The 25,225-nt window shown below is 45.5% G+C and carries 17 protein-coding genes; 11 read left to right on the top strand and 6 right to left on the bottom strand.

Annotation, left to right across the window (positions count from 1 at the left end; all coding sequences use genetic code 11):
- The first annotated feature begins 122 nt into the window (after window positions 1-122).
- The 3 genes from H595_RS0101215 to H595_RS0101205 all read left to right on the top strand — a co-directional run bounded on the left by H595_RS0101215 (window position 123) and on the right by H595_RS0101205 (window position 6,061).
- On the top strand, window positions 123-1,490 hold the full coding sequence (locus tag H595_RS0101215) for an alkaline phosphatase PhoX (RefSeq protein ID WP_027669537.1): 1,368 nt from the start codon (window positions 123-125) through the stop codon (window positions 1,488-1,490).
- A gap of 284 nt (window positions 1,491-1,774) precedes the next feature.
- Window positions 1,775-5,761 (top strand): coiled-coil domain-containing protein, encoded by a 3,987-nt coding sequence (locus H595_RS0101210; protein ID WP_027669536.1) that lies wholly within the window; start codon window positions 1,775-1,777, stop codon window positions 5,759-5,761.
- Between the two features lie 78 nt (window positions 5,762-5,839).
- A complete protein-coding gene (locus H595_RS0101205; RefSeq protein ID WP_027669535.1) occupies window positions 5,840-6,061 on the top strand; it encodes a hypothetical protein in 222 nt (73 codons plus the stop codon).
- A gap of 25 nt (window positions 6,062-6,086) precedes the next feature.
- Here the strand turns inward: H595_RS0101205 and H595_RS0101200 are convergent, their stop codons facing one another.
- Together H595_RS0101200 and H595_RS0101195 are read right to left on the bottom strand one after the other, a co-directional pair.
- Window positions 6,087-8,045: a hypothetical protein gene (locus tag H595_RS0101200; protein WP_027669534.1), complete on the bottom strand. Its 1,959-nt coding sequence runs from the start codon at window positions 8,043-8,045 to the stop codon at window positions 6,087-6,089.
- A gap of 497 nt (window positions 8,046-8,542) precedes the next feature.
- Window positions 8,543-10,198 (bottom strand): tetratricopeptide repeat-containing response regulator, encoded by a 1,656-nt coding sequence (locus H595_RS0101195; RefSeq protein WP_027669533.1) that lies wholly within the window; start codon window positions 10,196-10,198, stop codon window positions 8,543-8,545.
- Window positions 10,199-10,367: 169 nt separating this feature from the next.
- On the opposite strand from H595_RS0101195, the gene H595_RS0101190 reads away from it, so the two are divergent.
- Window positions 10,368-10,676: a DUF6482 family protein gene (locus tag H595_RS0101190; protein ID WP_027669532.1), complete on the top strand. Its 309-nt coding sequence runs from the start codon at window positions 10,368-10,370 to the stop codon at window positions 10,674-10,676.
- Window positions 10,677-10,814: 138 nt separating this feature from the next.
- Here H595_RS0101190 and H595_RS0101185 read toward each other — a convergent pair whose 3' ends face one another.
- From H595_RS0101185 to wecA, 3 genes are read right to left on the bottom strand one after another with little or no spacing between them, the layout of a single operon-like run.
- Window positions 10,815-11,975: a polysaccharide pyruvyl transferase family protein gene (locus H595_RS0101185; protein WP_027669531.1), complete on the bottom strand. Its 1,161-nt coding sequence runs from the start codon at window positions 11,973-11,975 to the stop codon at window positions 10,815-10,817.
- A gap of 8 nt (window positions 11,976-11,983) precedes the next feature.
- Window positions 11,984-13,306 (bottom strand): flippase, encoded by a 1,323-nt coding sequence (locus H595_RS0101180; RefSeq protein WP_027669530.1) that lies wholly within the window; start codon window positions 13,304-13,306, stop codon window positions 11,984-11,986.
- Window positions 13,306-14,382 (bottom strand): UDP-N-acetylglucosamine--undecaprenyl-phosphate N-acetylglucosaminephosphotransferase, encoded by a 1,077-nt coding sequence (wecA, locus tag H595_RS0101175; protein WP_027669529.1) that lies wholly within the window; start codon window positions 14,380-14,382, stop codon window positions 13,306-13,308. Before wecA ends, H595_RS0101180 begins: the two co-directional genes overlap by 1 nt.
- 171 nt (window positions 14,383-14,553) lie before the next feature.
- Here wecA and H595_RS0101170 point away from each other — a divergent pair, with 171 nt between their 5' ends.
- The 7 genes from H595_RS0101170 to H595_RS0101140 are packed head-to-tail and all read left to right on the top strand — an operon-like array spanning window position 14,554 to window position 22,505.
- Entirely contained in the window at window positions 14,554-15,609 is a 1,056-nt protein-coding gene (locus tag H595_RS0101170) for a glycosyltransferase family 4 protein (RefSeq protein ID WP_205623149.1), read from the top strand.
- A complete protein-coding gene (locus tag H595_RS0101165; RefSeq protein ID WP_027669527.1) occupies window positions 15,606-16,352 on the top strand; it encodes a WecB/TagA/CpsF family glycosyltransferase in 747 nt (248 codons plus the stop codon). The genes H595_RS0101170 and H595_RS0101165 overlap by 4 nt, the downstream gene beginning before the upstream one ends.
- Before the next feature lie 18 nt (window positions 16,353-16,370).
- Window positions 16,371-17,270 carry a glycosyltransferase gene (locus H595_RS0101160; protein WP_027669526.1) on the top strand — a complete coding sequence of 300 codons (900 nt, stop codon included), beginning with the start codon at window positions 16,371-16,373 and terminating at the stop codon, window positions 17,268-17,270.
- Between the two features lie 20 nt (window positions 17,271-17,290).
- Window positions 17,291-18,550, top strand: coding sequence for an O-antigen ligase family protein (locus H595_RS21465; RefSeq protein ID WP_169338532.1), 1,260 nt, complete (start codon window positions 17,291-17,293; stop codon window positions 18,548-18,550).
- Window positions 18,547-19,248 (top strand): hypothetical protein, encoded by a 702-nt coding sequence (locus tag H595_RS0101150; protein ID WP_027669525.1) that lies wholly within the window; start codon window positions 18,547-18,549, stop codon window positions 19,246-19,248. The genes H595_RS21465 and H595_RS0101150 overlap by 4 nt, the downstream gene beginning before the upstream one ends.
- Before the next feature lie 54 nt (window positions 19,249-19,302).
- Window positions 19,303-21,048 carry an ABC transporter transmembrane domain-containing protein gene (locus H595_RS0101145; protein ID WP_027669524.1) on the top strand — a complete coding sequence of 582 codons (1,746 nt, stop codon included), beginning with the start codon at window positions 19,303-19,305 and terminating at the stop codon, window positions 21,046-21,048.
- Window positions 21,049-21,080: 32 nt separating this feature from the next.
- Entirely contained in the window at window positions 21,081-22,505 is a 1,425-nt protein-coding gene (locus H595_RS0101140) for an SLC13 family permease (protein ID WP_037053380.1), read from the top strand.
- On the opposite strand, the gene H595_RS0101135 is transcribed toward H595_RS0101140, so the two are convergent.
- Window positions 22,502-24,754: a GGDEF domain-containing phosphodiesterase gene (locus H595_RS0101135; RefSeq protein WP_027669522.1), complete on the bottom strand. Its 2,253-nt coding sequence runs from the start codon at window positions 24,752-24,754 to the stop codon at window positions 22,502-22,504. The two genes, H595_RS0101140 and H595_RS0101135, sit on opposite strands and share 4 nt — an antisense overlap.
- Between the last annotated feature and the right edge of the window lie 471 nt (window positions 24,755-25,225).

Raw genomic sequence — 25,225 nt, 5'->3', positions numbered from 1 at the left:
AATGCTAGTATTGGGTTTCACGTGGTAATTGTGGGGTTTGGCCGTGTTATGCGGCTTTTTTTTAACGCTTTGCTCTATACTCAATGCTTGTTATTGCAATCTTAATTTTTGTAGAGTCAGCTATGTTTTCAAGACGACAGTTTATTTTTAGCGCAGGTACGCTTGCGTTTATGGGGCTTACACGCAGCGCATTTGGTAAAGTATCCTTAACGGGAGTGACGAATACAGTTCCCGCTTATGGCCCCTTAATAGCGGATGCTAAAAACTTACTCGACTTACCGGCTGGCTTTAGTTACCAGGTTATTTCACAGCTTGGTGATAAAATGAATGACGGACTTGATGTGCCAGATAAAGCGGATGGTATGGGGTGTATTGCTCTTGATGATGACCGGGTAGCGCTTATTCGAAACCATGAGTTATCGCCGGATAACATTAAAAGAGCGTCAGCGAGTATTCAGTCACATAGAACGCCATTAGCTTATGACGCCTTTGATGATGGCGTTGCTTTGCCGGGCGGCACCAGCCACATTATTTATAATGTAAAAACGCAAAAACGTGAGCAGGAGTTTTTAAGCCTTTGCGGCACTATGCGTAATTGCTCTGGTGGTATTACGCCATGGGGCAGCTGGCTTACTTGCGAAGAAAGTGTCCTCAATGAAAGTGATGGTTTTGCCAAGCCACACGGTTTTATTTTTGAAGTACCGGCCACCGCTAAAGGGTTGGTTAATGCTGAACCTATAGTTGCAATGGGCCGCTTTAATCATGAGGCGGCTGCGGTTGACCCTCGCACAGGTATTGTTTATTTGACCGAAGATAGAGGCGATAGCCTGTTTTACCGTTTTATTCCTAACCAAACCGGTAAGCTGAATAAAGGCGGTAAACTTCAAGCTATGGCAGTAAAGCGAAAACCTCAATTTGATAGCCGAAATTGGATCGATGCAGCCATGGCGTTGCAAGTGAATATGGACGTTGAATGGGTTGATTTAACTGAGCCTGAAAGTCCAAAAGATGATTTAAGACTGCGTGGTTATGCCCAAGGTGCTGCACTTTTTGCCCGAGGTGAAGGAATACATTGGGGTGACAAAGAGCTCTATTTCTGCTGTACCAATGGCGGTAAAAAACAGCTGGGCCAAGTGATGAAGTACCAACCTTCCCCCTTTGAAGGAACAGACAAAGAACAGGCGGTACCGGGTCAAATTCAGTTGTTTTTGGAAAGTGTCGATAAGTCGTTATTTAATTTTGGCGACAACTTAACCGTTGCACCTAATGGCCACTTAATTGTGTGCGAAGACCAGTATACAGCCATTGTGGATAACCATTTACGCGGTGTAACACCACAGGGAGACGTATACAACTTTGCGCGTTTAACCGCGCAAACAGAACTTGCCGGAGCCTGTTTTTCTCCAGACGGTAAAACGCTGTTTGTTAATGTGTATTCGCCTACTAAAACCTTGGCAATCACCGGCCCTTGGGATCATTTTGAACGGTGAAATGGGTGCTGCTCGCTTGCAAAAATATAACGCACACTTTTTATCAAATTAACCTGACATATTGTCAGGTTTGCTATTGTTCTCCCACTTGAATTTAGTTTTCTGTTGAAATGCAGTGTTAATTTTGTCTTGAAATTAGTGCCAGAACCATGCAGAGTTGATAACAAATGTTAAACAATTTGGCTGTTGCGATAAATGCTGAGTGCCAGGTAGTTTTCGCTGTCGGCTAATTCCATGCAACAAAAGATGCCGGTAGACATAATTATCAGCTAAATGCAGCGCTAATGCTTTTAAGTGAGAATAATTCTATGGATACTCAGGCTCTGTTGTCTGGCACCAACCAAGCGGATATTGTGGTTCTTGAAGAAAAGTTTGTTGTGAAGCCTGATGATCGTGTGCAGGTGTCTGAGCAAAAAAGCTTTATTCGTGGGCAATTCAATACTCTGCAAAACCCGGTAACCCGCGAACTTACGGTAACCAGTACAGTATTGCACTGGAATGGTTCTAACCCCGTACTCGAAGCCTTATGCGTTTCTCGAGACGTTACCCGAATTGTATTAATTGCAGATGAAATTCGGATAGAGCAAGCATTGCAGTGGAAAGGGGCACAAGTTGAGATTTACGCTCGATCGTTGGTGTTTCGTGGTAATGGCCACATTGATACCAGCCCGGAACCATATGCGGGCCCAGCCTTCAGTGAAAAGCGCAATGACCACGATTACCCATTGAACGGCGCAAATAAGATTGAAGCTGCTGACGGGCGTGATGGCGAAGATGGCGGTGATATCAGTCTGTTTATCGCTAAGCTGGATTTGGGAGACAGCACTAAGCTTCGGCTGAAAAAAGACGGTGGTGCCGGACAGATTGGTGAAAAAGGTAATACGTTGCCGTTTGTACCCCGCAAGAATGGCCCGCCAACCAAAGATGTAGTGCCGGTCACTAAAGACCAACTGCTGGCAGTATTTAGTGATAGCGAAAATTCAACGAATGACCTGAAACATATCAAACATTGGAAAACCATAGGTGGTGTGGGTGCTACCGGACTTAATAATACCTGGAAGTCCTTGAACCGTGATGCCATTGTTGATGGTGAGCTTATTGACTGCAGCGATTATAAAGTTACCGATGTGCGTGTGGGCTTAGCCTTTATGAAGGTTCTGCAAGATTTTTATAATGAAATGCCATTACCGGCGAGACAGAGGTCTGGTCGAATTAAGGTGCCGCAACAGCTAACCTTTGGTAAAGCATGGGAAAACACCAGCAAGCTTAGTAACCCTTGGATACCGTCTGATGGTGAGGATGCTTATCCATCTGGATTCACTGGACATGGTGGACGCGGCGGCGCTATTTCTATTACTACTTTGCTTGCAGCCCCTGATGTGTTCGAACCGACCGATGGAACGCCTAACTGGTATTCTTGCTGTGGTGGTAGTTCGCAACTTTCGCCTGACGTTGAAGGAGGCAAACCGGGTCAACCTCAATACTATATCTGTGCCGCGTTTAGTGCGGAACAATTTGTCAATGATTCTGCAGACACAGGTATAAATCTTTTTCGATTTTTTGATCGACTGTCAGATAGCCGCATCATTGGTGCCACTAAGCCTGGAAAAAAAGCTTCAGGAAACGCCAAAGGTAAAGGCAAGGATGGCATGCTAACCCATGCAGCAGGGTTAAGTTGGTTAGATACGCGACTGTTGCGTACTATGGCTGATTATGCCCGGGAATATTATGCTGCCGGGCAACGCGAACGCGCGTGGGAAGTTATAGCACCTTATTGGCAGGCGTGTCGCGAACTGCCAGATGCCACACTGAGCACGGAGGCTCTGAGCACCCGTCAGGCCATCGAAAGCCTGGTGCAGAATTATCAAGCCAACCTCGATCTTTATGGCAATCCACCAGGTTGGGTACCCCGTTTTAGCGCATCGAGTTATCTGCGCACTTATCTGGCAGATCGTCGCTTTAGCTATCGTTTTGTCGGCATAATGGAAAATGCGACTCAACTGATGGGAGGGCTGGAACAGGCCAATGCGATGCTGGGCGATATTGCGGCATCTGCTGAAACGGTAATTGACCAGCTACGCGAAGAACTATACAGCGCTTTTGTGCGTTACGACGCCGCGCGCGAGTTGCTTGATAAAGCCAACGCGACACTAATGAGTGTGCAACAGCAGCTTGCTGCATTGGAAAACGATGCTGAGCTCGCGTCTATTATAAAGGTCCACGATAAAGCTGTGGTTAAGGCGATTTTTGACATTTCTGGTGCTGTACTAAAGGCTATACCAGTTTACCAACCTGCTTTAGCCGGCGTAGGCGCCGTTGTGGAAAGTATTGGCGGCGTGGTTGTCTCCGGCATGGATCCTGATCCGGAGCAGCCATTTGACGGTTGGCAGGCGGTGGCGACTATTAGCAGCTCTGTCGGTAGTGTACTAAAAGATAATGCGGGCAGCTTCAAGAGCCAGCTTGAAGATAAGTTACGTACCCGTTATAAAGACCAGCTTGACCCTGACGGCGCAGATTTGCGTACTCAGGTTAATCAGCTGCGCACGGCCCTTGCGCAAGGCCAAGCGGAGCATGACGCTGCTGTCATTGAAGCTAACGCCACACTTGAACGCGACGAAGTACTGGCTGACTTGCTAAACACCGATCAGGCACTTAGCGAGCGTTTAGTCGGAAACTCTCAACAGCGTGAACATATTCTGCAAGAATTAAAACACTTTAACCAGACGCTGAATGACTTGCGTGTAGATAGCGATGACAATAATTCTATTAAAAATGCTGCAGCAAACCGAGCTAAGCAGCGTTTACTTATTGCCCGCGCAAAACTTTACACTTTGCTGGCCAATAGTCAGAACGAAAGCCGTGAATTGGAACTTCAGATTGCCGGCAATGGCCAAAAACGTGCAGAACTAGAGGCTCCGCGCCAAGCGCTTGCGACAAGACGAAGTGAGCTGGAAGCTCAGCAAAAGGCGTTAGATAAGCTACTACCTGATTTTGAAGAATCAGCTGCTAAAACTAAAATTAAGAAAGCTGGTGTTACTGCGGGCAAAGCACTTGAAGGTGCTCAGCGCATGGCGGAAGGGGCAGCTTCCATTGCAACAGCAATCAGCAGCGTATCCCGTATGCCAGAACATGACAGTGATGAAGTTCAAGCGGTTAAAGCACAGATCCTCAAAGGCAAATATGGTGAGCGTTATACTGAACTGCAAGATCAGGTAAAGCAAGCCACAGCAACAATGACTGAAGCATTAAGCGAGTTGATGAACTGTAATCAGGGCGTTACGACCTTAACCGCGGACTTTTCCAGCGCGATTCAGGCGAGCATCGATATTAGCCGTAATCGACTGGCGTTCGCACGCGGGCTTGATGCCAACTTGAAAAATTCACTGGTTGCGATGCAACGTCAGGCACGGCAACGCATGGATTACTATCTGTATTTGCTTCGTAAGGCTTATATGTATGAATACTGCGAAACCGTGGGAAATGATGTAGCCAGTTTAAATGGTTTTATTGAGCAGGCAGATAAATGGCTGCGCAACAGCCGGGAAGCCATTAGTGACGCCCGTCAGACCGCAAAAAACGGGAATGCTTTGGCAGATATAGCTCAGTTGTCGGTAATGACCGATTCGAGTATTGAAGCTTTTGGTAACGATGCATTGCGCAATACTTTAAGTGAACTGGCGAGTAAGCTTTTACGCCAGCGACAAGAGCAGGGTATACCTCGGGGTAATGTCTTACGTTTTGAAATAGATGCAACTCGACGTAATGCGCTGGCGCGTGAGCGACGCGTGGTATTTGGACCCATGCTGGATCTTATCCCTGCTGCGGATGAGTTCTTTCGCAATAATCGACTGCTTAAAGTAACCGGTATTGAACTTGCAAACGGCGGTTTGCGTTTTCGTGCTTCTGAGACGCCACGCTCTTCGGTGCGTATCGTGTTTGAATTTGGGCGTGAAATGCTACTTTGGGATGGTCGACGGTTTGTTATGTTTCGCATTGGAAAATCAGAGCGTCCGCTCAGCATCGGCTTTGTCGCCAATAATTTTACATTAGATGCTAATGGTGAGTGGAGCGGTGATTTTAAAGCTGACAGTAGTGGCAGCGCAGACGAATTCTTTAAGACAGTGAGTGCTGAAGCCCTGGGGCAATCTGTTAGTTATACTGAAATTAACCCGTCTTTCCTGTCTACCCTTAACGCTACCATTACTTTGGGGGGCAGTCAGATTGAAGAAATTACGTACTTGTCTTTGAACTTAGGTTGGCAGGCAAATTGAAAACTGAAGTTGTAATTTAGTCCTAGCCTATCGCTTAGTGCAAGGTCTTAACATAACCTTAATTTTAAGGAGAAACACATGCCCAGAATCCACCGTGCTGATCTGCGTGGTTTAACCCTCCAACAACTGATGGATCTGCTGCAAGCTGCTGCTGATGATGGCACCTATCCGCGCCACGATATTGAGAAAGTGCTAGCCAAAATCCGCAAACGCATACTGGATGGCAACGCCCAGGATTATGTCGATGATGATACCATTGACGATATAACTAAACCGGGCGGCGGGTTAGGAATGGCTTAACCGTCTCTAACCCGGGTGCTGGATTTTATTTACTCGTGTTGGTCAGTGCTTGGTTGTTTATCAACGGCGTCAATTCAACAGCCGTTGTTGTTTCATTGTTTATTAACGCTAATTGCTTACCAACCTGTAATAAACTAAGTGCTTGGTACTGAGCTAAATTGCTAGCATCTTTGACTAAATACAGCGCTTTGCCATTCGTTAGCCAGATTTGGCCCGCCTGTTCACTGCCCTGATACAATAATGCCCAGCCTTGCAGCATGGTTTTGGGGTTAAGCGCTCTTTTTTGGTCATTTTCCATTACTTGCGTATTGATCCAAAAAGGGCTTACCGATTGGCTACTTGCTTGTAATTGTGGCAAGGTATTTTCACCATCAATGTATACGGTATTTATTTGGGCTATCGATTGCTCGGTCTGCTGGCCGGTTAACAACAGTTTTTTTGAACCACTTAACCAGTTAGCGGCGTCAGTAAATAGCAACTGCCAACTAAAATTGTAGCTGTCGGCTTCCGTGTCAAAAAACTGCACTTGGCCATCACGCAAACGCACCAGGTTGTCAGCGATATTACTACGCTGCCATACACTGGGGGATTCAACGGCAGGTATAACATCGATTAACGTTGGTATAGTGTAACGTAGGTTTTGATACACCAACTCACCATGTTTATTCCAGTAAGTCCAAACACTAGTGCCTTCTCCTACCAAGGTGCCATAGTCGCTATGACGAGAAAACTCTTGTTCAGCCAGTTTAATACGATCAGTGTCGCCATCAACTCGTTGCATTAGTCGAACGCTGTTGTCATTCTGTTTATTTAGCCAGGACAGGCTGTTTTGGGAGCTAAATAATGCAGAGATATTAGTGCCACTGGTTGCTTGCACCGTTTGCCATCCGTTATCTTCTAAACGTTTTGCCCCTGCCGGACCTAATGCGACAAGTTTCCTAAGCTCTTGATTGTAAAACTCGTGCGTTAAACTTGTGTCGTTGTTAAGTTCTAATGTAACCCTATCGACCTCACCATTGACTAAGGTCATTTTATAAATACCCTGGTTAGTCGCAAAATAATAACTTCCCTGCCAAGTGAATACTTTATGCTCTGTAAGCATAAGATCGGTGCTTAGCCCAAGGTCTAGTGGCGTTTGATTAGCAGTGAATAACATTAATGGCGCAGCGGCACCTGCCGTATTGTGTTGTGCAATCAAAAACTCCTCACAGGTCAACTTGTAGTGTCTTGCTTGCTCTGGAATAACAGTTAGCTGACATAGCTGCGGGCCATCGGAATAACTGATGCTGGGAACTAAGCTCACATCAACGCTCTTGAGCGTTAATGTGTCGGTATTTTGCACTGCGACGGTTTGTTCACCAAATTGCACCATGCTTTGATAGGGTAAAGGCTGTAAAATCTCAATGTAAGTTGTTACTTCTGGCGTTTGGCAAGTTACTGTGAGTTGATAATCCTGTTGATTCGTATCCGCTAACGCCAAAACGCTTTTATGAACAGCTTGGCAAGTTACATTGTTGGGGTAAACAAATGCGGTTGGAGGCTGATATTCATAGCCTGTTGCAGTTATTTCTGCCTGGCGTGTTACTGTATGGCTATTGGCTTGCCAGTTAAATTGTATTGGCTGATCTGTGCCAGCAACACTTACAACCAGTCGATACGTTTGCTCAGCCTGACAGTTAATGCTGATTTGATAGTGCAATTGGGCTAACTGAGTGTGTGCATAGCTACATTGGTGCTTAAGTGGAAACTGTAAGGCACTAGGTGGCTGATAGCTGGATGCACTTTCATTAAAGTTGCCTTGTTTGCTTGCTGTAAGGTTTTTGCCAAGCCAACTGAATTTGACTGCTTCATCGGTACCCGCAACAATTACATCCAGTTGGTAACTGTTTTTTTGGATGGGTTCGGGGGCGATTTGCTTGCCACCACCGCAACCGGATAAAAGCAATACGCCAGTGAGTAAACTGAGTTTCGTTAAAAGTGTCATCCTACTGTCCCTGTTGTGTTCTTCCGTGCAGCCAGCCTAGCTTGGCGTGATACGGACTAATATATTAATGAAAATCAATAAATTAGTTTGAGAAAATACTTTGCAAAGAAACAATAGTGTATTGTAATTAATGTTTCAGTAACAAGCTTTAAAGCTTATTTATTGTAAATAAAAAAAACATTTTTTTGTACATTGTTAAATTTATATAGTCACGAAAATCTAAATGCAACGTTATGTATTGTCTGGTTTTTTAGGGATTTCGAAAATTTAATGCCTTAATTTGTTATAAATAAAGGCTATGTTGATAGTGGATGGTAAATAGATGGAGTTGTGCGTTATACGATGCGGTATGGTGGAGTATCAAGATGCGTCTCAAGCCCAGCCTCTGTAGAACGCGTGGTGACAAAACTACAAGCAGTGAAGCTTGCGCCAGAATAGATTAAACTAATTTTTAGCGCAAACAGCTGTGGTTGGTCTGAATTCGTATCAAAGTACGATTACAAAGCTTCGCGTTCTTTAGGCCTGCGCCGGGGGATAACCTCCGGGTGCATTTCTTTAATTTGATTAAGATAACGTTTAAATCGTTGCATGATCTCATCATCAAGCTCGCTTCGTGCCAGTAACTTTACTGCCATTCGAACGTATCGTTGAGTGAAAGGGGTTACCTTGGCGCCTTTAACCATGCTTTGCATTAAATTTAACGCGATAGATGGACTGGTAGGCATATAATCAAATGTCTCTGCAAAACGGTCAAAAGCTTCGTTGTAGTTTTCACGTTGGTAGGCTTCATTGGCTTCTGCATTTATTATTTTTAGCTTAGCTTTAAGTTCTTCATGCCGTGCTTGCTCCATTTCGAGCATAATGCGTTGCGTTTCAGTAAGAAAGTCATCCCGGTCTAAAATATGTTGTAGTTTGTCGATATAGCTTTGGCTTGCGAAGAGATCGCCCAGTTCAAAATAGGCTTTTGCGGCGTCCATGCAACTGTCAATGCTAAGCTGCTGTTGATATGACAGCGGAATGTCGCTTATCAACTGTTTGGCTTCAGCCAGTTCACTTTTGGCCGCCATAAAACGGCTGCGCAGTATGGTTATTTCGCCTTTTAATTTACTGATATCAAAGCGCTTGGCTAGCTGATCCACAATCTTGGCAGCATTGTTAATGGTCACTGCGCGTTCCAATACGTTACCGCAATAGGCTGCGTCTACTAGTGCTCTAGCTTGGTTTAAGTAGTTATCTGCGATGTCGTGAATAGAGTGGCGTGCGGCACTAACAATTTTGGCATTTATGCGTGCTGCTGCAGGTTTATCGCCAACAATGGATGCCAGATTGGCCAGTGTTTTTTGCCGGGTTATGTTTTTCGGGGATAGTAACACTGCTTCATACAAGGTATCGTGTGCAATTTGAAACCGGCGATACTTCACATACAGGCGTGATAGCCAATCCAGCGACTCCACTTTGGTTTCATCAAATTGTGTTAAATCGGCTAGTTGTAACTCAGTATCATCCCATCGCTCCTGATAAAAACAGGCTAGAGCATAACCAAGCCTGGCCCAGGTTAATGGTTTATATTGTTGCTGGATTTGCTGATAAAATTTTTCGGCTTTAGCAAATTGACGCTGGTTGAGCAACAATTCGCCTTTGATACGTAATGCAGCAAGAGCAAAATCTGGTTTAGCTTGCACCACGCTATCGCATTCTTTTATCGCGTTGACAAAATCATGCTCGAATAAGCTGACGTATATTTTGCGCAGGGCAATACGATTTTTAACGGCTCGGTCTATGCGCTCTTCTAGTTGTTGATAAGTAAAGGGTTTGAGCAGATAGTCGTCAGGTTGTAATTCAATCATGCCGTGCACAATTTGGCGTTGGTTTTCGGCACTAACCATAATAAAACAGCCAAGTGGTGCTAATAATTGCTGTGCTTTTAATGTTTCAAAGACTTGGTAGCCATCTTTACCATCACCCAAATTAAAGTCGCATAGTATAAAATCGAACGGGATTTCATGACATTTGGCGATAGCTTCATTAGCATCACGCGCGAGATGGATAGATTCAAAACCTATTTGCTGCACCATTGATTTTATTGATGTACGCACAGGCGCGCAATCATCAATCACTAATATTTGTTTGCAACGGTAAAAGCTAGCATCCATAAAGGCCACATCTTAATGACATTGAGCTGTTAATACTATGGCATGTTAACCTCTTTAGTAAAGCATCTAGTAGCTATGACCGGTTTTTCATTCTTACGCGTTGGCAATAATGAACGTTTAGCTATACTTATTTTGCAAAAGTTAAAATATAACAATGGAGCTTGCTATTATGAACTTTCATCGGGTTAGTCACTTAAACAGGCAAGATGTGCGAATTGAAGAATTAACTGTTCATTCGTTGGAAATGGGCATGTATTTAGCAGAAGTAAACTATGATGACCGTCTAGGCTTTTTGGTTGATGAAAATAACAAACCACAACAGTTTCATAGCGTAGAAGAGGTAAAACAGGCGTTGAACCGGTGTACTATTTATAATGCTCACTTGGTGCATAAGTCTGCATATGACGAAATGTGTGGTGGGACCGAAAAAGTCGATAACACGTTAAAGGTGCCTTTGTTTGTTGCTGCAGTAGGCTAATACGGCTGCTTTATCATCGTTTTACTGTAGTCAATATATTAACCTTTCAATAGGCTTATAAATTACCCGTAGAATACACAGGCTATATTATAATTTAATTTAGCCTGTGTATTAGTTTGGTGCTGTCACTCTTTGTGCTTAATTAACGGCGTGATATAAGCGCTGCCACATTTCAGCATTTTTCTGTTTTAACGCCACAGCATTCGTTTTAATCTCATTAGTCAAAGCAACTTTATTTTCTAGCAATTGTTGTAATGCATTTAACAAGCTTTGGGCGCTTAAGTCGGCCACACAATAATCACCCATACCAAAATCAGTCATCATAGCGTGATACTTATGACTCCAACTGGTTGCTATGCATGGCACGCCCTGACTAAGCGCATTAACGGCGCCATGAAAACGCGAGCTTATGGCCAGTTCAGCACTGCCAATAAAGGCCTTTACTGCTAATGGATCTTCAATTTGTACAATGTGGCAAGGGGCTAAAGCAGCAATCTCTGAACACAGTAGCGCATCCTCCTTACCTTCGTGGTTAACTAATACACATTGCATGCCATGGTCGGCCAGCTTATTGGCGGCAGCGGCGAAAGCATTGATATAGTCGCTACGTAACTGCTCAGCATTGGCGTGATTAAACTTCGACACCACTTTGTTGTTGGGGATAAGTGCAGCGTAGGGTGTGGCGATAACGGGTATTTCATCGTTAGGCCGTGCGGTTAATCCTACGGTAAAGTCCGGTGTTAATACTACAGAGTCTGGCAAGGTATCTACACAGCTCTTCACATGCTGAAGAGATACCGGATCACGCACAAATAACAGGGTGGCATGCTGAATTATGTCGCGCATAGCGGCTTTGCTCTGGGTACTGCTAAAAGGGCCTAAAGCCTGGGGCATAAAAATAAACGGTTTACCGGCTTTAGCAAAGCGCACAACTTCTTTTGCGGTATTTTGTAAAAAGCGCAGCGGCCATTGATCGCCGTAAGCAAAACCGCTGGCTTCCAACACCATATCAACTTGTTGTTCGCTTACCATGCCATAGCGGTTAAAGGTGCGCTGCACTGCGGCCGGTAGTTTGCCAATAAGAGGCGTTAAATCCAAGCCGCCGCGGCGTAAAGAAAGCTTTTGCCAGGCGCCAAAGCGGGCGCGTTCAGGGTAGGGCAGATTAGGACCGGGCGACAATACCAGTTCTACAGGGCGCTGAAGTTTATTCAAGCCATCAAGGCATGCCAGTAGCATAAGGTAGGCGCCTTTATTGCGAAACTGTACGCCCTTTATTTCAACAAACAATGGCTTTTGCATAACACCCCTTAATTGATAGATGCCGATTTACGCACGGTAAGTAGCTGCCATAGTTGCTTACGTGTGCTTGCAGCAAAAAATAAAAAGAAAAACGAGGCATAGGCATAGGATATTAGCGTCGCCCAAGCCGCACCAACAATGCCCATGGTGGGTATTAACCAGAAATTCAGCGCAATATTCAGCAAAGCGCCTACACCGTGACTTAGCAGGGACAACGGCTCTTGTTCGGTGATTAATAAATGTTGGCTGATGAGGTAGCGTACAAAAATAAAACAGCCAGCCCAGATATGTATACGTAATACGTCAACCGCGCGGCTAAAAGTGTCGCCAAATAACAGGTTAATAATCCAGGGCGAACTAACCGACATGATAACGGCAATGACAAAAGCCGAGCAAAAAAACAGCATGGCAAAACGTCGTAGCTTAAGGTAGTAGGGTTGCCAGCCTTGCTGATGTGCTTTGATCATGTCCGGGTAATAACGTGCAGCCAACGTTGCCGGAAACACATACCACAGCTCAGATAACCTGCTGGCTGCAGCATAAATACCGGCCTGGTCTGTGCCGGCCATAGAGCCAATCATCACAATATCGATTTTTAGATAGATAACCGAAACAATACCTGATAACCATAACCAGGATGAACGCTTAAGCAATAATTTAGCCTGGGCTGCATTAAACCAGCGAGGGTGATAACCGGGCCATAGCGTTTCACCTTGTTGAAACGTTTGCAGTTTACGGCGATAAAGCAGGTATTGCGCTAGCGCGACGACGAAAAATTCTATACCAGTGATCAGCAACAAGCTGGCAATACCAAAACCACTGTATAACAGGGCCAGTTTTACACTAAAGCTAAACAACGAAATAATTGACTTGGCGTAAGCCACACTGCGAAAAGTGCCTTGGTAGTTAAGATAAAGCTCAAATAACAAGAAGCCAAAAAAGCTTTGCAGTAAAAACAGCACCGGTATTGCGATGGCGGTATTACCGTTAAACATATCCTGATACAGCAAGTAGAACGCGAGTAACATCAAACTGCCGCCAATCAAGCCCACCAGCAGACGTAGACTGATGGCGCTGTACAACAGCGTCATGGCATCTTGACCTTGCTGCTGTTTCGCCATTTGCCGCACGACAATGTTATTTAAACCAAGGCCGGTAATGGGCACTAAAAAGGCGCTCCAGGCCATAACAATAGAGTAAACACCCAGTTCACTTGCACCAAGCATTCTGGCCACTAATACCGTAAGTACAGCGCCAGCGCTGAGTTTTACCAGCTTATCACCCAACATGGCAGTTGCCCTGGCGAGCAGAATTTTTTTAATTAAGTTCACTACTTAACTACCTTGGGGCGGCTATGTTGCAGGCGCTTGCGGCGAATGTGCGAAATGATACGCCAGATATGTTGCAGCAGATACAGGTAGCCTGCGAACAATAATAAAAATAATGTCAGCATGACGCCCTCAGGTATCAACAAATATTCACCAATAATGCCAAAACAGGCAAAGATGCAAGCCAAAGCCGTGATCAACGCCAGTGACTCACGTGAGCTTAAACCCAGACGCAATGATATATGATGTAGGTGTTCCCGGTCGGCCTGAAACGGCGATTGGCCCTTACGAATTCGACGCACCATAATGGCTATCATATCCATCAAAGGTATAGCGATGATCCAAAGCGCAGTAACCGGTCTAAAACTCGCGCTTTCGCTTTGCGTGCCAATAATAAGCAGCCAAATAACACTTAAGCCAATTAGCATGCTACCGGCATCGCCTAAAAAAATACGCCTGGCTGGGATTACATGTAAGTTGCAAGCCAAATAAGGCAACATGGCCAATACAATGACTAGTGCCATTACGGCGTAATGTTGCTGCCCCCACAACGACATAAAAATAGCGATGCTGCTAAAGCTCACTAAGCTGAGCATGCCAGCCAAGCCATCAATGCCGTCAGTCATATTAAAGGCATTAATGGTGGCGATAACGGCCAGTAAGGTGATGGGCAAGCCCAAGGGGCCAAGCTCGACCTGACCGAAGCCAAATAAATTACCTAAGCTGGCAAGGTGCAAGTCCAGACTAAACGTCATGGCAAGGCCAATCAGGGTTTGTACTGCCAGACGCAGCTTGACACTTAAATCCAGATAGTCATCAAATGCGCCTAAAATAACAATAACACCGGCGCACGTCAGGTAATATAGTGGTTCAATAGCGCCGTCGGCAAACCATAACATGGCAATGGCAAGCCCGCAGTATGTGGCAATGCCGCCAATAAGTGGTACAGCGCCCTGATGTTGTTTGCGCCCGCGGGGGATATCCACTAAGCCTATTCGTACTGACAGGGGATAAAGTATGCCTATGGCCAGGCAAGACGCTATAAATGAGACAAAATACATTAAGAGGGATTCAGGCATTTCACCATCCGGATGTTCACTAAAGACTCTATTTATTCAGCTAAGCGTCAGCTGATATCGGTTATTACTATTACATCGGGTTTAGGGCGCAACGCGCTATAAACAAAGTGTTTTTTAATCATGTTACACGTATTGTACACAGTCTTTGATACTGTCAGGATAAAATTCAGCGTGCACACTATTAACAGTAATATTCTGATCATCAGTAATATGGGACCAAAACCTTCGTCGCCATTTCAAGGCAAGTTTGTGGACAACCAAGTGTGGGCTTTAGCAGCACTTCATCCTGGTTATCATTATATGCGTTGGCACAGTGACTCTTTGCTGAACAAGGCGTTGAAGTATCCGGTTTTTTTGCTGGATTTTGTCTGGCGCTATATCCTGAGCAGGCGTCGTTTTGATATTGTACACGTACATTTCTTTTACCCGACCATTTGGCTGGCGCTGTTATATAAAGCATTAAGAAATCCCAGAGTAAAGATAGTTGTTACGTGCCATGGCAGTGATATTTATAAATATCAACCGCCCGGTAAACTGTATCGTTGGTGCGCTGCAAAAGTGGACAGTTGGATATTTGCCAGCCAGGCGCTGGCACAGCATTTTAGCTTGCCGGCGTTGCGTGCACAGGTGCTAACTGCCGGTATTAGTGAAGTGTATCGCCAGGCTGAGCGTGTAAGCTGGCAGGATAAAACGATTGATGTGCTATACGTTGGCAGCCTTGACCACAACAAAGGCATGGATCGGTTGCTGGCACTGTTACCTTATCTTAAAGATAAAAAGGTGGTTATTGCTGGCGCCGGGCCATGGCGCGATAAACTGCAATTAGCGGCAAGACAGTTTCCCAATGTGCTGGTGGTAGGGCCCAAAGACAGTGCGGCATTAAAAACGTTATATCAACAGGCAAGATGTTTTATTAGCTTTTCTCGCCATGAAGCTTTTGGCTTGGTAATGGCGGAGGCAATGGCGTGTTACACCCCTGTTATTGCTACCCATACTGACGGCTCGGTAGAGCAAATTCAATCTGGCGTGAACGGGTTGCTGGTTAGTCAGCAAGGTGATGAGGCGCAAGTTAATGGCCGTTTGGCGCAGGCGTTAGCCGATTTTTTCCAGCTGTCGTCTATGCACTATTCGCAGTGGCAAACGCACAGCAGAGCCAGCGCAGAGCAATATTTGTTGGGTGAGGTCGTCAATGAACTTCAAAGTGTCTATCAAAGAGTGATGTCATGAATAATGCAACAGAGGTTTTGCAACAGCCCATAGCCGCAGTAAACATAGGCCCGGTTCCGGTGTCAGCATTTGTTGATATGCAACAGTTGTTAACATTTATTATTCGCGACGACGCCAGTGTTTATGCTGGTTCAGCTATTGCGATTAACCCGGAAAAAGTGCTTAGCGCTATGCGCAGTGCGGATATTGCAGCGGTGATTTCCGGTGCTGATATTTGTTATGCCGATGGCATTGGTGTGGTGAAAGTAATGCGAAGCCGACTAAAACAAAATGTGCAACGGATTCCGGGTTGTGAATTGTGGCAGCAACTAATGAAACGCGCTGCGGCTTATAACGTGCCGGTGTTTATTGTGGGTGCAAAACCAGAGATATGCCAGCAAACCGCTGATAAACTGCTCGAGCAACACGTTAATTTGGTGGGTAGGGTAGACGGATATTTTACCGATGAAGGTGCGCTAATTACGCAAATTAAACAAAGTGGCGCTCGTATTGTTACCGTTGCGATGGGATCGCCAAAGCAGGAGCTACTGTTCCAGCGGATTAGAGCACAGCACCCAGAGTGCTTTTATATGGGCGTTGGCGGTACCTATGATGTGTTTACGGGCAACGTTAAACGCGCTCCGCCACTGTGGTGTAAGTTAAATCTGGAATGGGCATATCGGTTATTGGCGCAACCAAGTCGTATTGGCCGACAGCTGGGGCTACTTCGATACGTCTGGTTGTATTGGACTGGTAAAATATAATGTCACGGATGCAATAACATGACTCAACAACAATTACCGCTTATCAGTGTTTATATGCCCACGTTTAACCGGGTTAATATGGCTATCCGGGCTATAGAGTCGGTATTGGCGCAGGACTACCCAAATATTGAGCTGTTGGTGGTAGACGATGCTTCCACCGATGAAACCTGGCCAGTGTTGACCAATAAGTATATTAATGACGATCGCATACGGTTCTTTCGTCAAAGTACTGGGCAGGGCGCTTGTGCTGCACGTAACCGGGCAATTGAAGAAGCTAAGGGAGAATTTGTTACCGGTATTGACGACGACGATGAGTTTTTGTCGCACCGGCTTAGCAGCTTATATCAGGCCTATGATGACAAATACAGTTGTGTTTGTTCTGGTTATATCTGGGACTATGGCACAGTGCAAAAACCCTTATTTGCATATCGTCATGTGGTGAGTTTACCCGAGCTGCTTGATTTGCATACTTTGTCCAATCAGGCGCTGGTACGACGCGACCGCATGCTTCAGCTAGGTGGTTTTGACACATCACTAGCCGCATTTCAGGACTACGACATGTGGGTTAGGGTGGTACTGGCATTTGGCCCTGCTCTGCGCATTGCCGAACCTAGCTACAAAGTAAATGTTGGCCATGAATTGGGGCGCATTACTAATTCGCCGAAGCGCTTAGATGCACACAAACAATTTGTTGCAAAACATCGTGTGCTGATGAACGAACGTAATTTACATAATCAAATGTTTTATCGTCAGTCGATGGAGCATATTCCAATGACATTGGTGCAGTTGCTCAATAGCAGTCGCTATGGTTTGATAAAACTAAAATGGCGATACTACATAAAACACAAATTAGGCTTACTCGGGCGTTGGCGTATCAAAGTGTTTAGTAAGGGGTTGTCTGGGCTGTTTAAAAAATAATGCCACAACAAGATAACAGCATGCGCTGGCAACAACGCTGCGACATTGCGCTTTTTTGGCTGGTGCCGGTATTTTTGCTGGTAGATGGTCTAAATGGCGCCATATTGCAGTTTTTTGGGGTGAATCCCGGGCTTTCTGTCGGCTACAAACTTACCGTGTTGCTGCTGATGCTCATATCGTTGGGCTATAAGCAGGCTAAGTTGGTTATAGCGTTTGCTGTTGCACTATTGTGTCTGTTAGCAGGCCCGGCAATGCTATGGCATAGCATGTCACTCCACTGGATACGAGCTGATGTTCAGCTGGCTATCAAGGCTCTTAGCCCCCTAATCGCTTTTAGCTATTTATGCTTGCTAAGCCAGCGCGAACCCTTGGCTTGCCTGAGATTATGTAAAAATACTTTATATTTTAGTGCTCTGTTGATGTTGATAAATACCTTAGCTGGGCTGGCGGGGTTGGGTTTTCATGCTTATCAACCGCTTGATGGGGTTGCCCAGTCGTTTTTAGGTATTAAAGGATTTTTCTATTCCACCAATGAACTGTCCGCCGTGTTGTTGGTGCTTTGTTGTGCAGTGCTGAGTAGTTGTTGGCGCCAGCACAAAGCACTTTATCTGTTGTGCAGCGCAATGTTTATTATCATTGCTGCGTTATTGCTAACTAAAACCGGTCTATTTGGTGTGACAACGTTTATCGTGTTAATACCACTGTTGCTGCAGCCAACGCTATTTTGGCAGCGAAATACTAAAACGTTGATGTTAATTGCAAGCGGTCTGATATTCGTGGCGTTGTCTGTATGGCTTAATGCGGAATACTTGCTGCGGATGTTGGGTATGTACGACAAACTGCAGTTTGTTTACCAGCAGCGGGGGATCAGCGGCATTTTGTTATCCTCACGTGATTATTATGCCAACCAAATCTGGCAGGTGGCCACTCAGCACTATGCAGACGGGCAACGCTTATTGGGTGTTGGTCAGGGGGGCATTGCAGTGTATCTGAAAAAGTACTTTGCCGAGATGGATTGGTTTGACCTTACCGTGTTTCACGGTTTGGCTGGGCTGGCGGTGTTTATTGTCAGTTTTGCGGTATTCTTTCGCGTTGGTTTGCAAACACGCCATAGTGGCGCTGGTCGTTGCCTGTTACTACTTAACGTATTGTTATTGTTAGTGTCGTCAATTGCAGGACATATTCTTACCTCTGGCATGTTATGGTTGCCATGGGCACTGTGTAACGCATTATTACTGGTAGTGGCACAACAAGAGTGTAAAACGATGGAGCTAAGATGAAGGATTTTTTCGAACCATTTTTATATCCACACAACCTGACTTTGGTCGGGTTAATGCTGGCCTGTTTTTGTTATCGTAAAAAAGGTTTGTTTGTGCTGCTGGTATTTTATTATCTGGCGGGTAATACCTTTTTTGCTAACCAGCTTCGTCACTGGTACGTCAGCCAGGTCAGCAGTTATGCTATTGCGCCAGGTAGTGTAGTGGTGCTGTTAGGTTGTGGTGGCACTGAGCAGGGGTTAACCGCTTGTGCTGAGGCCAGAGTGCAACATTTGGCAACGTTACTGCCCAAAGAAGGCAGTAGCGTGGTAATTACCAGCCAGTATTGCAAACCCTACGTTGATAAATTACACAGCTTGGTATCGAATGTGGCGATTGATTGTTTTGATGGCGGTGAAAATACCTATCAGGAGTTTACTAGCTTGTCCCAGCGAAAAGGCCTGCGACCGGACTACATTTTAAGCAGCGATTTTCATGCCTGGCGCGTTAAGCAGTTAGTTAAACAGTATAGAATGCCAAGCCAGGTACTGTCGGTCTCCAGCCAAACATTTCGCCAGATTAAGTGCAGTGCTAACTGTATGCTGACTGTTAACCTGTCAAACTATGATTTTTACAGCAAACTTATTTCTGAATTTAGCAGTTTTACCGTCTATTCGCTTACCCGCAGTTGGACTGACTGGTACACGCCACATCCGGCTTAATGGCATGTTATTCATTGTATAAATTCGCCGTTACTTAGTAAGGACTTCAAAGCCATGCCACAAACAAATATCGCGGTGCTCCCCTGGATTGCAGGCTTTTTAGCACCATATCGTTGGCGAGTTGTGTTGGCGGTGATGTTTCTGCTAATTGGTTCACTTAGTTGGTTAATGCTGGGTCAGGGCGTGCGCCTGCTGGTAGATGATGGTTTTGTTGCCAATAACACTGACACACTTAATAAGATAACGTTGGCGATTTTACTTGTGTGTCTGCTGGCGTCAGCGGCCATTTTTTGTCGCTTTTATTTAATGAGTTGGCTGGGCGAGCGTGTCAGTGCAGACATGCGTAATCAGGTGTATCAGCATATGCTTAAGCTTACGCCGTCTTTTTACAGTGAAATGCGAACCGGCGAGGTGATATCGCGATTTACTGCTGACACCACCTTGTTGCAAAGTGTCGTCGGGTCTAGCTTGTCTATGGCGTTGCGATCTGCGGTTACGGCAATAGGCGGCTTGCTAATGATGGCTCTGACCAGCTTTAAAATGACCGCATTGGTATTGCTGGCTGTGCCGCTGGTATTGCTACCCATTATTGTACTTGGACGAAAAGTACGCAAACTGTCCCGAGACAGTCAAGACAGGTTGGCCGATGTAGGTGCCTATGTTGATGAAAGCCTGCATGAAATTCACACCGTGCAATCTTATGGCCATGAAGCACAAGACACCAGGCTATTTACCTCGCGAATTGAGCAGGTAATGCAGGCGGCTCAAGGGCGTATACTTTACCGGGCTATGCTAATTGCGGGCGTAATGCTGCTTAGCATCAGTGCTATGGTGCTAATAAGCTGGGTAGGCGCGCATGATGTTATTAACGGTAATGTAAGTGCGGGTGAGCTCACCGCGTTTATGTTTTATGCCGTAATGGTGGCAGGTGCCGCCGCGACAATCAGTGAAGTGATTGGCGATATTCAGCGTGCTGCAGGCGCTGCCGAAAGATTAATTGAACTTGCAACCATGCCGGTTGATATTGTTTCACCTGTAGCGCCACAGGCACTGGCACAGCCGGTAAGAGGGGCTATTCGTATTGACGCTTTGCAATTTGCCTACCTGCAAGTACCCGACAGCACAGTGCTGCATCAATTGAGTTTAGAGATTAAACCGGGCCAGCGATTGGCGCTGGTTGGCCCCAGTGGTGCTGGTAAGACAACCTTATTTCAACTACTACAACGGTTTTATCAGCCGCAATCCGGACAGATTTATTTAGATGATGTTGATATTAGTCAGCTTGATTTAGCGCAGCTACGGGCACAATATGCATTGGTACCACAGGAGTCGGTTATTTTTGCTATGTCGGTGTTGGAAAACGTGCGTTACGGCCGTCCTGATGCCAGTGAAGAGGATGTGGTGCAGGCCTGTATTGCAGCAAGAGCTGATGAGTTTATTCGTCAATTTAGCCAGGGCTACGCCACTGAGCTGGGCGAGCGAGGCGTTAGGCTGTCCGGCGGACAAAAACAACGCATTGCCATTGCACGGGCTATATTAGCTGACCGGCCCATATTATTGCTGGATGAAGCCACCAGTGCATTAGATGCCGTGAGCGAGCAGCACGTTAAGCATGCGTTAGACTATCTTATGCGGGGTAAGACCACCATAATTATTGCGCACCGGTTAGCCACTGTGCTTAATGCTGATAAAATTTTACTGCTTGAACAGGGCAAACTCATTGCCAGTGGAACCCACCAACAGCTATTGCAAACTAGCCCCTTGTATCGGCAACTGGCAGAGCTGCAACTTTTGCACTAATTCGGCTGTAACTAACAGATAAGGTAATTAGCATGATGCAACCTAATTGGCAGTGGTTGGCCCGTGTTGCCGGGCCTGGCGCTTTGTTATTTACAATGCTCACTGATGCGCCGCAAGGCATGACTGAGCAAGCGTGGTTAACCAGCGGTCTGGCGGTGTGGATGGCAGTGTGGTGGATAAGCGAAACAGTGGCGATTGCTGTTACGGCGTTACTGCCCCTTGTTTTGGCACCATTGCTAGGGCTTACTAGCATTAAAGAGGCTAGTGCACCTTATGCCCACCCGCTAATATTCCTGTTTCTAGGCGGTTTTATACTTTCCATTGCTATGGAACGCTGGTCGTTACACAAGCGAATTGCCTTAACCACTATGCTAATGGCTGGCAGTAAACCCAGCCAACAAATAGCGGCCGTCATGGCAGTTACCGCGTTTTTATCAATGTGGATGTCTAACACGGCCACTGCCGTTATGATGTTGCCAATTGGATTGTCTGTTTGCCAAATGGTGCAAGCGGGAAACAATGGCAGCTTCGCCAAAGCGTTACTGTTAGCCATTGCGTATGCTGCTTCTATCGGCGGTTTGGCAACATTAATCGGCACGCCACCCAATGCGTTATTAGCGGCCTATTTAAATGAAACTTATCAGCTAAATATCGGTTTTGCTCAATGGATGTTGTTTGGTGTGCCGCTAACATTGGTCCTTATTGTTTTTGCCTGGTTCTGGCTTACCCGCGTTATGTATAAGCTGGATCAGTCCGGTACCCTGTGTGCCAAGGCAGCGTTGCTGCAACAACGTAACGCGTTAGGGCCCATTAGTCAGGCGGAGAAAACGGTCGCACTGGTGTTTGTGACTACTGCGCTAGCGTGGATTTTCCGGCCCGTGTTAGTTAGCGTAACGGGACTGGCGATAGATGATACGATGATTGCAGTTATTGCTGCGGTAGTGTTGTTTATGTTACCCAGTGGCCAGATGAAACAACCAATTTTACAGTGGGAAGATACGCAAAAGTTACCGTGGGGCATATTGTTGTTGTTTGGTGGTGGCTTATCGCTTGCCGCCCTAATGTCCAGCTCAGGCCTGGCTGCTTATATTTCACAGCAGGTGAGTAGCTTTGATACGTTGCCGTTATGGCTGATGGTGGTATTGGTTACCGCTGTGATTATTTTCTTAACTGAAGTCACCAGCAATACCGCTACCGCTGCCGGTTTCTTGCCACTATTAGGTCCTGTCGCACTGTCATTATCAGGAAGCCCTTTAACCTTAGTTATTCCTGCGGCAATAGCCGCCAGTTGTGCCTTTATGATGCCCGTTGCAACGCCACCCAATGCAATTGTGTTTTCATCGGGTGAGCTTAAAATTATCGATATGGCTAAAGCGGGGCTGGCACTTAATATTTTCGCCATCATTATTATAAGTGCACTAACCCTTACTTTGGGCAAAGCGGTGTTTGGCTTTTAACTTATAGCCGGTTGCTGTTTAAGCGTATCTAACCAGTGTTGTGCTGGCTGAGGCTTTGAAAAAAAGTAGCCCTGCATTAGCTTACAGCCCAGCTGTGCCATAAAACGACGCTGGACATCTGTTTCTACACCTTCTAATACCAGATGCAGATTAAGCGCTTTAGCCAGTTGAATAACCGTCTGAACTAATTGTACTTGCATTTTATTATGTGGAATATCCCGCAAAAAACTCTTATCGAGCTTCATGGTATCTAGTGGCAATTTTGTCAGCATGCTTAATGATGCCTGGCCAGTACCAAAATCATCTAACGCAATACTAAAACCCAGTTTTTGTAACACGGCTAACTTATCAAACAGCGGTTGCTGGTGGCTAACGATACTGTTTTCTGTCAGTTCTAACGTTAAATACTTTAAAAGTTGAGGTCTGTGCGTTGCCAGATCAACCAAGGCGTTATAAAAATTCGATGTTATAACATCAGAGCCGGAAAGGTTTATCGCAATGGGGTAAAACAGCTGCTGTTGACGAAATTGAGCTATGACATTCAGCGCGGCATTAAATACATAAAGCGACAACTGCCCAATAAGCCCATATTGCTCAGCCAGAGCGACAATCTTGTCCGGTGGTACATATTCGCCGCTACTGCGTTGCCAGCGTAACAAAGCTTCAAAGCTTTGTATGGTTCCTTCTGACGTTACTTTAGGTTGTAACCATAGTGTCAACTCTTTTTGTGCCAGCGCTATTTTCAAATCGGCCAGTAGCTGTAGTTCTACATTACGTTCGTGCAATGAATCCTGCTGAAAATATGCAACAGGTTGATGGTAGGTGTTAGCTAGCTCCAATGCTGACTCGCATTGTTCCAGTAAAAGCTCAGTGCTGGCGTCAGCTATTTTGGCAGTGCTGACGCCAATTTCATAAGCGGGCATTATGTCACCGTGCGACAAGGTTAATTTTGCCGGCAGCAATTGCCTTAGCCGCGACACTTCATCGGACACAGAAATGCTGTGTTCGCGTAACGGATGCCAAAGTACAAATTTAACTCCACGCAAACGACTTAGTATAGTGCCATCAGGCAAGCTTTCACGAAATTGGCCCGCAAACTTGCTTAATAGCTCATCACCTGCCGCGTAACCATATTGTTGGTTAAATGCCTTTACATGACATAAGCGGACAATTAGCATCACGCCAGATTGTGTATTTTCCTGCTGCACTTTACGCATCAAATGTAGAAAAAACGTCATATTGGGTAATGAGGTTAAGCGATCGTAATTTCGCCAAAGCAGATTTTGTTGCTTGGAAGCGGTAAGTTTCTCATGAATAAGCTTTAAGGGTGTTACGTCATCTAATTGAATTAAATGATGTTCCTGGGCTGTCGTTGTGATGTGATTGAGTAATAAGTGGATACCTGGTTCACTGGATAGCTGGCAGTGCATGTCGTGCCCCAACCAAAACATCGGGCTATTAGTCGCTGTAGTGTGTAACAGTGCTGTTAGTCGGTGCTGCTCAATGTTTTCAAGTTGAAGTAGTTGTTTGGCTTTCGCATTGGCTTTTAAAATGCGTCCCTTTGATGCAACCAGCAAGGTAGCATTGCTGTGATGATTGAAAATTTCCTGATACAACTGGTTACTTTCACTAATCGTATTATTGAGCGCTTTAAGTGCATTGGCGTTGCGTTTAAAGGTGCTTATCATCCGCATGATAGCCAGCGGAATACATAAATTTATAAATAAAAATAATAAGCTATGTAGATAGGTGTGAGTAGCGGGTAGCGTAATAGAAAAATCGAACAGTTTAATGGGGGCGTCAATGTTAAGCAAAAACAAAAACGGAATAAAGTTGGCCGCCATCACCCAAAACGTTACTGCACGATTGAAAAATAGAAGAGCAATCAGCGGTGCAACATAGACAAAAATTGCGCCAAGTTTTGACAGTTCAAAATCATCAATAAATAGCTGCATGCAAAGGCCCGCACCAAATACCGCAAACAACATAATGACCCGACTAATGCCAAGTTGGCGCGTTGAAAGGTAGAAAGCCGCGGCCAGCAACAGATAAAAGCCAAAAGTTATTACAATAATGTACCAGGCTCCCTGCTGGAAAGCTTGCCACGAGCTGTGCAGCACGATACCCAGCACCAGCAATAAGCCTGAGCTTAAAATAATTCTTAAGGCACTCTGTTGCAGGATGGTAACGGAAGGTGAATTGAGATCAGACTCTGTTAATAACAGCAACTGCATGATACGGCTAAACATGAGGTTCCACTAATAATAAAGTAAGTTTGTTGCTTCCATGCCGTATTTTGGATGCTGAAATTGCTAGTTTATTAACGTCCGGTTAATTATGGTGCTAGGGTAAACAAAATTAACTGGCCCTACAACAGTGCGTATTTCGGGATGATCCGGCCAGCGATTTCGGCATGAGTCGGCCACCCATTTCGGTATCATCCGGCCACTGATTTCGGCCTCATCCGGCCATCTGTTTCGGTATCGTCCGGCCAGTTTGTTCTTCCTTCGTTTTACGGACTTTGGCATAACAGTTTTTTAACTGTTTTGCCGGAGTAGTCATGACACGTAAAAAGAAAATGGTAAGGACAGATATGCAAACTTATCTGGATATATTCCGCCTCAAATTTGAAGCACGGTTAAGCGATCGGCAAATCTCCCAAGCGTTGAATATTGGTCGGGCAACCATCAGTGATTTGGTTATCCGCTTTAACAATTTAG

Origin of the sequence: Rheinheimera baltica DSM 14885 (assembly GCF_000425345.1) — a bacterium.
Lineage (GTDB): Bacteria > Pseudomonadota > Gammaproteobacteria > Enterobacterales > Alteromonadaceae > Alishewanella > Alishewanella baltica.
Note: the sequence above shows the minus strand (reverse complement) of the source record. Positions and strands in the feature narration are given on the sequence as shown.

What these genes read in the sequence shown, in the direction of transcription:
- H595_RS21465 (WP_169338532.1), top strand. Translation starts at nt 17,291, where the DNA reads ATGCGCTGGCAACAACGCTGCGACATTGCGCTTTTTTGGCTGGTGCCG.
- H595_RS0101150 (WP_027669525.1), top strand. Translation starts at nt 18,547, where the DNA reads ATGAAGGATTTTTTCGAACCATTTTTATATCCACACAACCTGACTTTG.
- wecA (WP_027669529.1), bottom strand. Translation starts at nt 14,382, where the DNA reads ATGCCTGAATCCCTCTTAATGTATTTTGTCTCATTTATAGCGTCTTGC.
- H595_RS0101140 (WP_037053380.1), top strand. Translation starts at nt 21,081, where the DNA reads ATGATGCAACCTAATTGGCAGTGGTTGGCCCGTGTTGCCGGGCCTGGC.
- H595_RS0101135 (WP_027669522.1), bottom strand. Translation starts at nt 24,754, where the DNA reads ATGTTTAGCCGTATCATGCAGTTGCTGTTATTAACAGAGTCTGATCTC.
- H595_RS0101195 (WP_027669533.1), bottom strand. Translation starts at nt 10,198, where the DNA reads ATGGATGCTAGCTTTTACCGTTGCAAACAAATATTAGTGATTGATGAT.
- H595_RS0101200 (WP_027669534.1), bottom strand. Translation starts at nt 8,045, where the DNA reads ATGACACTTTTAACGAAACTCAGTTTACTCACTGGCGTATTGCTTTTA.
- H595_RS0101205 (WP_027669535.1), top strand. Translation starts at nt 5,840, where the DNA reads ATGCCCAGAATCCACCGTGCTGATCTGCGTGGTTTAACCCTCCAACAA.
- H595_RS0101210 (WP_027669536.1), top strand. Translation starts at nt 1,775, where the DNA reads ATGCTTTTAAGTGAGAATAATTCTATGGATACTCAGGCTCTGTTGTCT.
- H595_RS0101185 (WP_027669531.1), bottom strand. Translation starts at nt 11,975, where the DNA reads ATGCAAAAGCCATTGTTTGTTGAAATAAAGGGCGTACAGTTTCGCAAT.
- H595_RS0101165 (WP_027669527.1), top strand. Translation starts at nt 15,606, where the DNA reads ATGAATAATGCAACAGAGGTTTTGCAACAGCCCATAGCCGCAGTAAAC.
- H595_RS0101145 (WP_027669524.1), top strand. Translation starts at nt 19,303, where the DNA reads ATGCCACAAACAAATATCGCGGTGCTCCCCTGGATTGCAGGCTTTTTA.
- H595_RS0101160 (WP_027669526.1), top strand. Translation starts at nt 16,371, where the DNA reads ATGACTCAACAACAATTACCGCTTATCAGTGTTTATATGCCCACGTTT.
- H595_RS0101215 (WP_027669537.1), top strand. Translation starts at nt 123, where the DNA reads ATGTTTTCAAGACGACAGTTTATTTTTAGCGCAGGTACGCTTGCGTTT.
- H595_RS0101190 (WP_027669532.1), top strand. Translation starts at nt 10,368, where the DNA reads ATGAACTTTCATCGGGTTAGTCACTTAAACAGGCAAGATGTGCGAATT.